The organism is Streptomyces sp. NPDC048643, from assembly GCF_040650615.1.
Lineage (GTDB): Bacteria > Actinomycetota > Actinomycetes > Streptomycetales > Streptomycetaceae > Streptomyces.
The window spans coordinates 1-8,256 of sequence record NZ_JBEZHO010000099.1; the positions used below are offsets into that span (position 1 = coordinate 1).

5 protein-coding genes are annotated in these 8,256 nt (G+C 67.2%); 2 read left to right on the forward strand and 3 right to left on the reverse strand.

The genetic code is table 11. The features are described 5' to 3' along the window. Positions 1-452 precede the first annotated feature (452 nt). The 3 genes from AB0C62_RS41830 to AB0C62_RS41840 form a co-directional block, all read right to left on the reverse strand. On the reverse strand, positions 453-1,034 hold the full coding sequence (locus AB0C62_RS41830) for a hypothetical protein (protein ID WP_362982511.1): 582 nt from the start codon (positions 1,032-1,034) through the stop codon (positions 453-455). Positions 1,035-1,109: 75 nt separating this feature from the next. Beyond that, complete coding sequence (locus AB0C62_RS41835) at positions 1,110-2,135, reverse strand: helix-turn-helix domain-containing protein (RefSeq protein WP_362982513.1); 1,026 nt, start codon at positions 2,133-2,135, stop codon at positions 1,110-1,112. An 875-nt stretch (positions 2,136-3,010) separates the two neighbouring features. Beyond that, positions 3,011-3,250 (reverse strand): ATP-binding protein, encoded by a 240-nt coding sequence (locus AB0C62_RS41840; RefSeq protein WP_362982515.1) that lies wholly within the window; start codon positions 3,248-3,250, stop codon positions 3,011-3,013. Positions 3,251-4,034: 784 nt separating this feature from the next. Here AB0C62_RS41840 and AB0C62_RS41845 point away from each other — a divergent pair. Further along, positions 4,035-7,346 (forward strand): S8 family serine peptidase, encoded by a 3,312-nt coding sequence (locus AB0C62_RS41845; protein WP_362982517.1) that lies wholly within the window; start codon positions 4,035-4,037, stop codon positions 7,344-7,346. Between the two features lie 349 nt (positions 7,347-7,695). Then, positions 7,696-8,028 carry a type II toxin-antitoxin system PemK/MazF family toxin gene (locus tag AB0C62_RS41850; protein WP_362982519.1) on the forward strand — a complete coding sequence of 111 codons (333 nt, stop codon included), beginning with the start codon at positions 7,696-7,698 and terminating at the stop codon, positions 8,026-8,028. Positions 8,029-8,256: the final 228 nt, after the last annotated feature.

Sequence of the window (8,256 nt, forward strand, 5' to 3'; positions counted from 1 at the left end):
CCCCACCCTCGGGTGGGGAACGCCGCCGACGCTGTTCACTGTCGTGTGGAGCGACGGCGTGAGCCGACGGTGAAGGGGAGTGCTGCTTTGAGGGGCTCCCCGGGGCGTCGCCCTGGAGTAGTTCCAAGACGTCGTCCTGGAGAGCCCTACGAGGCTCGAGTCCGAACCCCGCTTAACTACGGGTATCCCGCACGCCATTCTCAAACAGACGCGGGCTGGGGGAAGCGTCGGGTAGCAGCCGATCACTGTGTCGAGGCCGACAAGTTCGACGAATGACGGAGGCGGCAGACCAGACGGGGCCGTCCCGGCATGGACCTGCGGACCCACGCGGCAGCGCCGTCACCCCCGCATCTCCGCGCACCGGCATCCGTCACTGAGGCCGGCGAGGCTGGCGGGACCGGGGAGAACGACGCCCCCGTTCGACGGTCGCAGGCGTACTCGGCGGTGCCGTCTCAGCAGTTGCGGACCGTGTGCACCGGCGACCAGCTTCCGACGTCGTCATAGCTCCGGGCTCCGGGAGTGGTGTAGATCAGGGTGCCGCTGGGGTTGTACATGCGGGCCTTGGTGCCGGCGGACTGGTTGTTGTCCCACGAGCCGTTGCCAGCGTAGGGAATCGTGTACGCCTTGCAGGTGTACATGGCGATCGAGGTGCCGGTCCAGTCGATCCCGCTGTAGGCACAGAAGTAGTAGGGGTCGGCTCCTCCGCCCGCGCAGGGATCGGCCAGCGTTCCGTTCGAGAGGTCGCGGGGGTGGACCTCGCCGGGGACGGCCACGAAGACCGTGCTCCTGCCGCCCAGGTCGATGACATTGGGAGCCACCTGGGTGCCGCCCAGCGCCGCCAGGTAGCGATCGACGTTCTCCTGGAGGCTGGCGCTCTGCGCGCTGCTCAGGCCGGCGGCCTTCGCCTTCGCGGTGAAGTCCACCCCCGCGGCGTTCGCCTGGTGCGTGGCGAAGGCCGCCAGCAGCAGGAGGGCGCTGGTGAGGGCGACGGCCAGGCGCTTCAGGGAGGCCGATCGGGAGACTGTCTGTTTCATCGTCTTCGTTCCTCTCTTTCCGCCCTAGAGGCGGAGGGACGCGAATCTCGACCTGTCCCCTCAACTCTCCCGTTGTCAGCTTGAGTTGGCCTGCGCGCTCAGCGCATCTCCCTGCACTCCCAGCGCACGTCCCGTCGGGCGGAAGGTGGCACGGTAGTCGCTTGGGGTGCACGCGTAGGCGGCGTTGAAGGCGCGGCTGAAGGACTGCGGGTGGGCGAAACCCCACCGGCCGGCGATGGTGTGGATGGGCCTGTGGAACAGGTGTGGTTCGGCGAGGTCGCGGCGGCAACGCTCAAGCCGACGGTGTTTGATCCACTCGGTGACGGACATCTCCTCCCGGCGGAAGACATTGTGCAGGGTGCGGACGGAAATGTGGTGGGCGGCGGCGATGCGCGCCGGCGAAAGGCCGCGGTCGCCCAAGTGCTCCTCGATGAAGGCGTAGACCCGCGTCAGCAGGAAGCGCTCGCGGCTGTCGGCGCCGACCTCGTCGAAGAGGCCCAGGTGGTGGGCGAGCAAGGCGGTGATGAGGTCGGAGGTGGCGGTGCCGAGCCGGAGGGCGTCGCCGTCCTCCAGAGTGTCGACCTGTCGGGCAAGGTGGGTGAGGAACTGCGCAAGGAGGAAGCCGGTGCCGACGCGGGCCGGCAGCGGACGCCCCAGAAGCAGGTCGATCTTCGCTGTGGGCAACGGTAATCGCCCACGGGGAATGTCGATCATGAGGCAGGAGAGCCGGCTGTCCCGCGTGACGGAGTGTGCCTCGTAGGCGTGCGAGCTGTCGTACAGCAGCAGGTCGTCCTCCCTCACCAGCGCGTCGCCGCGCTCCCAGGAGAACCACCTGCCGCCACGGCTCGGAAGAACGAGGTGGTACCGCTCGGGGTCGGACCGGCGCACGAGCGTGCGCGACCGGCTGACCCGCATCGACGGAAACGACACGGCCGACAGACGCAGGTCCCCGAGCCAGGTCTGCTCCGAAGTAGCGAGGAAGTCGGCCCGGTGCTCGCTGGCTACGGCTGTCGGGGTGGAGGAGTGAGCGACCATCTCGCGCCACCAGTCAAAACGCTCGGCCTTCGGCAGATGACGGGTCGACAGCACGGTCGTCTCCATGTGGCCTCCTGGCGGCTCCGGACAGTTCACAGCCGACGTTCAGGGGACGACCGGAAAGCGGCCCCCGCCATGCCCGCGGCGATTCTAGGCACCGCCGGCACCCGAACACGTCACGCAAACTGGTCAATCAACCCGACCCAGGTTTCGGGGCAGCGGCAGGGGCGCGTACGTCGACGGCAGCCGAGACCGACAGCAGTATTGCCCAGACAGTGGCCGAAGACGCAGCCCCTAGCCACGCGGATGAGCCGAGCTCGTGCCGGCTTCACCGTGGTCCGCCGGTTGGACCAGTTTTGGCCGCTGGTCCGACAGGGTAACTCCCACCGTTCCAAGTGTCGTTGTCGTGGGCCTGAGGCGAGGTGATCTCACCGATGCCGAGCGGGCACGGCTGTCGCCCTTCCTGGCGGCCAGCAACGGGCGGTGCGGCAGGTGAAGGAACCACCGGCAGGCGATCGACGCGCTAATACACCGGGTCCGGGCCGGCCTTCATTGGGGTGACCTGCCCGAACGGGTCAACCGTGGAAGGCGTCTATGAACGTCACCGGAGTGTGGTCAGGACGAACATGCGAGCGTCTGCTCCAGCCGACCCAGGCCATACGGGCCACCAACTCGCTGCGTAGCGTTCCGAGAACACCGATTCACAGACGAGTTGTTCCGCTTGAGGGATCGAGAATCTGCAAATCTGCGCGCATTGATCAGGCAGTGCTGGGCGGCGCCCGCGTCGGCCAGAGGTTCGGGAGCCGACGGCAGCCGGTCCGCCATTCCGGGAAATGGGACCGCAACTAGCCCGCCAATGGCGACAGTTCGAGAGCAGCGACGTCGACGCGCGTGCGAACGGCCTGCCGCACGGCGTCGACGATCGGACCCAGCGTCAGCGCCTAACGGAACGGAGGGCAGATCGCCACCAGGGGGCGCTGCCCCTTCGCCATGACGGCCGCCAGCGCCTCTCGCACCAGCCGGCTCTTGCCGATTCCGGGCTCGCCCTCGACGAACACCAGCGCCGGCCGCCGTTTGAACGCGTCCGTCACGCACAGCAACTCGCTCTCGCGGCCTACGAAACGGGGACTGTCCTCACTCGCACTCCGCCACACTCGACCGCCTTCAGCGCCGTCCGTCATCGCGATGCGGTCGTTCCGCCGAGCCGTTCAACGAGACGGAGATCGTCGGCAAGGAGCCCGCACGCTTGGCAAACGGCTCCAGGCCAGGTGGTGAAGGACATACGCTTCGCGGGTGGATGATCAACAGGTGCATTAGACGCTTGATTCATTGCACAGTCAAGTACCATCGCGGTCACGCGCCTCGCCACACCGGCCGCAGCAGCGGCATCGCCCCCTTCACGCGTCGACGGACCGGATGGTCTCAACGAAGCGCCTCCCCTCTCCGCGCAGCCAGATGGACGACGAGTGGATGGCCTGGACGGGTAAGCCGGGCGTGGCTGGAGCATCGGATTCGCAGTCGTTGGGACTCCACTGCACGCGGAGACACTCTCGGACGCCCGGAGCCCGGGCCACGTCACTCAGCCCATCCCGGTTCACAGCGGCGCCCATTTGAAGGTTTGGCGACCAGTGGTGTCCACGCCCCGACATCGACCAGGCGCCGTCGACAGCTCGCCCTGTCGGAAGTTTGCGGCGGCACGCCTGCGAACATTGCGCGAAGCCCAGATCCCCTGGCTCAACGCAGCACGCAGACAGGGCGTCGCCGTGCAACAGCGAAGGAAGAGTGGGCGGGAAGGCCAACTGACCGGGCCATTCATATACTTGATTCAACAATTTTCTGGTGCTAGACATCTCCTGCACATTCCCCCTGAGGACCTCAGACATTTGATCCGTCAATTGACATAGAGCGGCTGAACGAGAGGAAATCGTGAGATTCACCCACCCGAGACCGGCGTTCGGTGCGGTTGTGGCGATCAGCATGATGCTGATCGCCACAACCCCGTCGACCTCCCTGGCCCTTGCGGGCCCCAGCAACACGGGTTCGCCTTCGCCCCTCGGCTCCACACCACGAACCAGTCCCACCGAGTCCTCCCCCGCACAGCGGTGGATCCCCCTGATCACCGGTGACCGCATCGCGGTCGACAGCAAGGGCAGAGCGCTCTCCGTCCGATCCGCCGAAGGCAGGGAAGACATACCCATCCGTGTCGAGACCGTCGGCGGGCACACCTACGCCCTACCCGACGACGCTCGCCGCCTGGTCGACAACGGCCGTCTGGACCGGCGCCTCTTCGACATCACCACCCTGAGCACCCCGGCCTACGCACAGCGCCAGGACGTACGGCTCATCGTGAGGTACGACGATGACCGTCCAACGGCGCGAAGGGCGCTGCGCACCACACCCGGTGCCGACGTGCTTCGGACGCTGACCAGCATCGACGCGGACGCCATCACCGCGCCCGCGAACGGGACTTCGACCCTCTGGTCCGCCATCACCAGCGGTGCGGCGCGCACCACGGACCGTACCGTCGCCCCAGGAATCGCCTCGGTGTGGCTCGACGCCGTCGTTCATGCCTCCCTGGACACCAGCGTGCCGCAGATCGGCGGCCCCGAGGCGTGGGCGGCCGGCTTCGACGGCACGGGATCCCGCATCGCCGTGCTCGACAGCGGGATCGACACCACCCACCCCGATCTGGCAGGACAGGTTGTCGCCGAGCACAACTTCTCGAACTCACCCACGACCGGGGACGGATACGGTCACGGCACCCACGTCGCGTCCATCGCAGCGGGCACCGGAGCCAAGTCCGGCGGCAGGTTCAAGGGTGTCGCCCCAGGCGCCCGCATCCTCAACGGCAAAGTGCTCGACGACACCGGCAGCGGCAGCATGTCCCAGATCATCGCGGGCATGGAGTGGGCCGTAGCCGAGAAGGCGGATGTCGCCAACCTCAGCCTCGGGACGTACGACTCCCCCGGCACGGACCCCATGGAGGAGGCGGTCGACACGCTGTCCTCCGAGAGCCACACCCTCTTCGTCGTCGCCGCGGGCAACAACGGCGAGCAGGGATCCGCCACGATCAGCACCCCTGGCAGCGCGGACGCCGCTCTCACGGTCGGCGCGGTCGACAAACAGGACGCCTTGGCCCCGTTCTCCAGCACCGGCCCCCGCATCGGTGACAACGCTGTCAAACCAGACCTCACAGCCCCGGGGGTGGATATCGGCGCCGCCGTCGCGCACGACAGCTATCTGGCAAACGTCGGTACTCCCGTCGCGGATGGGTACATCGCCCTCAGCGGCACTTCCATGGCGAGCCCGCACGTCGCGGGCGCTGCCGCGATCCTCGCCCAGCAGCACCCCGAATGGACCGGCGACGAGATCAAGCAGGCACTCGTCGCGTCAGCCGCACCCGGCCCATACACGGCATTCCAGCAGGGCTCCGGGCGGGTCGACCTGCGTACGGCCATCAAGCAGGCCGTCTTCACCCGGGAGACCTCGCTGTCCTTTGGTATCGCCCAGTGGCCGCACACCGACGATCAGCCGCTCGACAAAAACCTCACCTACCGCAACATGGGCGACACCTCGGTCACCCTGAAGCTGACCGTAGACGCCAAGGGGCCGGACGGGAGTCCCGCTCCGAAGGGGATGTTCACCGCCCCCGACCAGGTCATCGTGCCGGGGCACGGGGAGGCGACCGTGAAGATCGTCGCCGACACCCGGCTCGGGAACGCTGCCGCAGGTCGCTTCACGGGGCGGATCACCGCCGCCGGTGCCGGACAGAGCGTCGGCACCGCGCTCGCAGTGGAACGCGAGTCGGAGATGTACTCCGTCACGTTCAAGCCCCTCGACCGCCAAGGGAAGCCGGCCCCCACCGGCTCCTGGGACGCTACGCTGGCGGGCCTCACCGGTCCCCTTCTGGGCTCCACCATGAGCGTGAGCGGGGACACGTACTCGGTTCGCGTCCCCAAGGGCCGGTACTTCGTCAACGGCTTCCTGCGCGTGGACCCGGCGGGCACCACCGCCAAAGGCGCCGACTGGCTGAACCAACCCAGTCTTGACGTCACCAAGGACACCGTGGTGACGCTCGACGCCCGCACCGCCAAGCCCATCGACGTCACCGTGCCGGACCGCTCCGCATACCCGAGCTTCGGGTTCATCAACGCGAGCAACGCGGTGCCCGATGGCGGCAGTGCCTCCATGGGCGTCTTCGTCACGTCCTTCAAGGGCCTTCGAACCGCCCACCTGGGTCCGAAGGCGCCCTCCGGCGACCTGACGAGTCAGCACCTGTCACTGTCCTTCTCCACCGGCGCCGATGGACACGACGACTACCACCTTCTGTACCAGCCCAAGGCGGACCGGTTCCTCACCGGCTTCACCCGGCACACCGGGCCCGGTGACTTCGCCGATGTTCGGACGAAACTCGGAGCACCCGCGCAGGGCAAGAGCGGTTTCATCTCGCCGTCGACGGAACTGTCCGGCGGTCTGGGCACCACGCACACCCTGCCCTACACCGGAACGCTGCATCTGCTGACCGACGAGTCGAAGTGGTGGCTGACCTTCTACCAGGTGGACGCCGACGACACCTTCGAGAGCAGGTACGGTGCGCCGGCACGGGCATACGAGCCGGGGCACTCCTACCGCCGTACATTCAATGTGGGCGTCTTCGGCCCCGACCTGCCGGAAGGCGCGCATCTGATCCGAAACGGCGACTTCCTGGACGGGGGACTTCCGCTCTTCTCCGATGGAAGCGGCAATCAGAGCTACAACCAATCACCGATCGCGAGCGCCCGTACCGAGGTCTACCGCAACGGCGAACTGGTCAGCACGAGCCCGCACCCGATGGACTTCTTCTACGTCGCGGACCCGGAAAGGGCGGACTACCGGGTGGTGGTCTCGGTCGACCGCGGCACCGTGGCCGACGTATCCTCCAGCCTCTCAACGGAGTGGACATTCTCCTCCGAGCACACCCAGGGAATCACCGATCTCCCCGTCTCCGTCGTTCGTTTCACTCCCGCGCTGTCCCTGCACAACACGGGCAGGGCGCGGGCGGAGGTGTGGGTGCCGGTCGCAGTGAAGGGGCCGGCCGAAGGGCGGAACCTCAGGTCACTGCGTGTGTGGGTCTCCTACGACAAGGGCGTGAACTGGGAGAAGACGCCTGTCCGTGACGGACGGATACGGGTTGCCAACCCCCGGGCGGGCCACAGCGTCTCGTTCAAGGCCGAGGCCGTCGACCGGCAGGGCAACACGGTCAAAGAGACCATTCTCGACGCCTACTTGACGAAGTAGCCGCTCTCGACGGTCCGAGCGTGGCCGTCAGAACGCCCGACTGGGGTTTCCCGGTCGGGCGTTGCGGGTCGCGGGATGTCACATGCGGTCCTGTCGGTGCAGTGCAGCGACGGCTGTCCAGCTCAGAGCCTCCTGGGCCGAACTCAGGTCCAGTCGCCCTGGGCCACCAACTGCCACCGGCCCGGACCCGAACTCGTTTCCCGCCAACGGGCGGGTTCTATGCTGTTACCCGCGGCCACCGTCTCTTCGTCAGTCCACACAACTCACGATGATCAACGGTGGCCGCACTCGTCTCCACAACGCGTCAGGGTCGCGCAGTTCCGTCTGCCGTCCTGAGTCAGGAGGACATGTGCAACGTGGCGAAGTCTGGTGGGTGGAGTTCGACGAGCGGCGGCTGGTCGTACTGCTGGCGGCAGACGACGCGTCGAGGATCCGGGCGATGCAGGTCGTCACTCCTGCGGGCGTCGACATCAGCGGTCTGGGCGTCGAAGTGCACGTAGGTGCCATGAAAGGACTGCCCTTTGAAGGCGTGCTGCGGGTAGCGTTCCCGCGCCCGGGCTTTACCCCCTGCACCTGGCTGACCACCCTATCCCAGGGCGACCTGATCGAGCGGGCTGGCGTCTTGTCCTCCGCGAAGCTCAGCGAGATTGAGGACGCCCTCCGTCTCGGTGAACTCGGGTAGGCGGAGAGGCGCCACTCAGCATTGAGATCACGATCTACGGCTGGATTGACTTGCTCCTCGGGCTGAAGCCCGAGGATTCTGGCCTTCTCGACTTGTTGCTGTGCCGCTACGCGGCACGGGCTTGGGTCGGGAATCCGTGGCTTCCTGTTTCTTCGCGCTGTGCCGGGATTGCTCCTGGTCTTACCGGTGCTCCGCAGGCTGATACCGCCAGTCCGGCGGCCGTCTTCA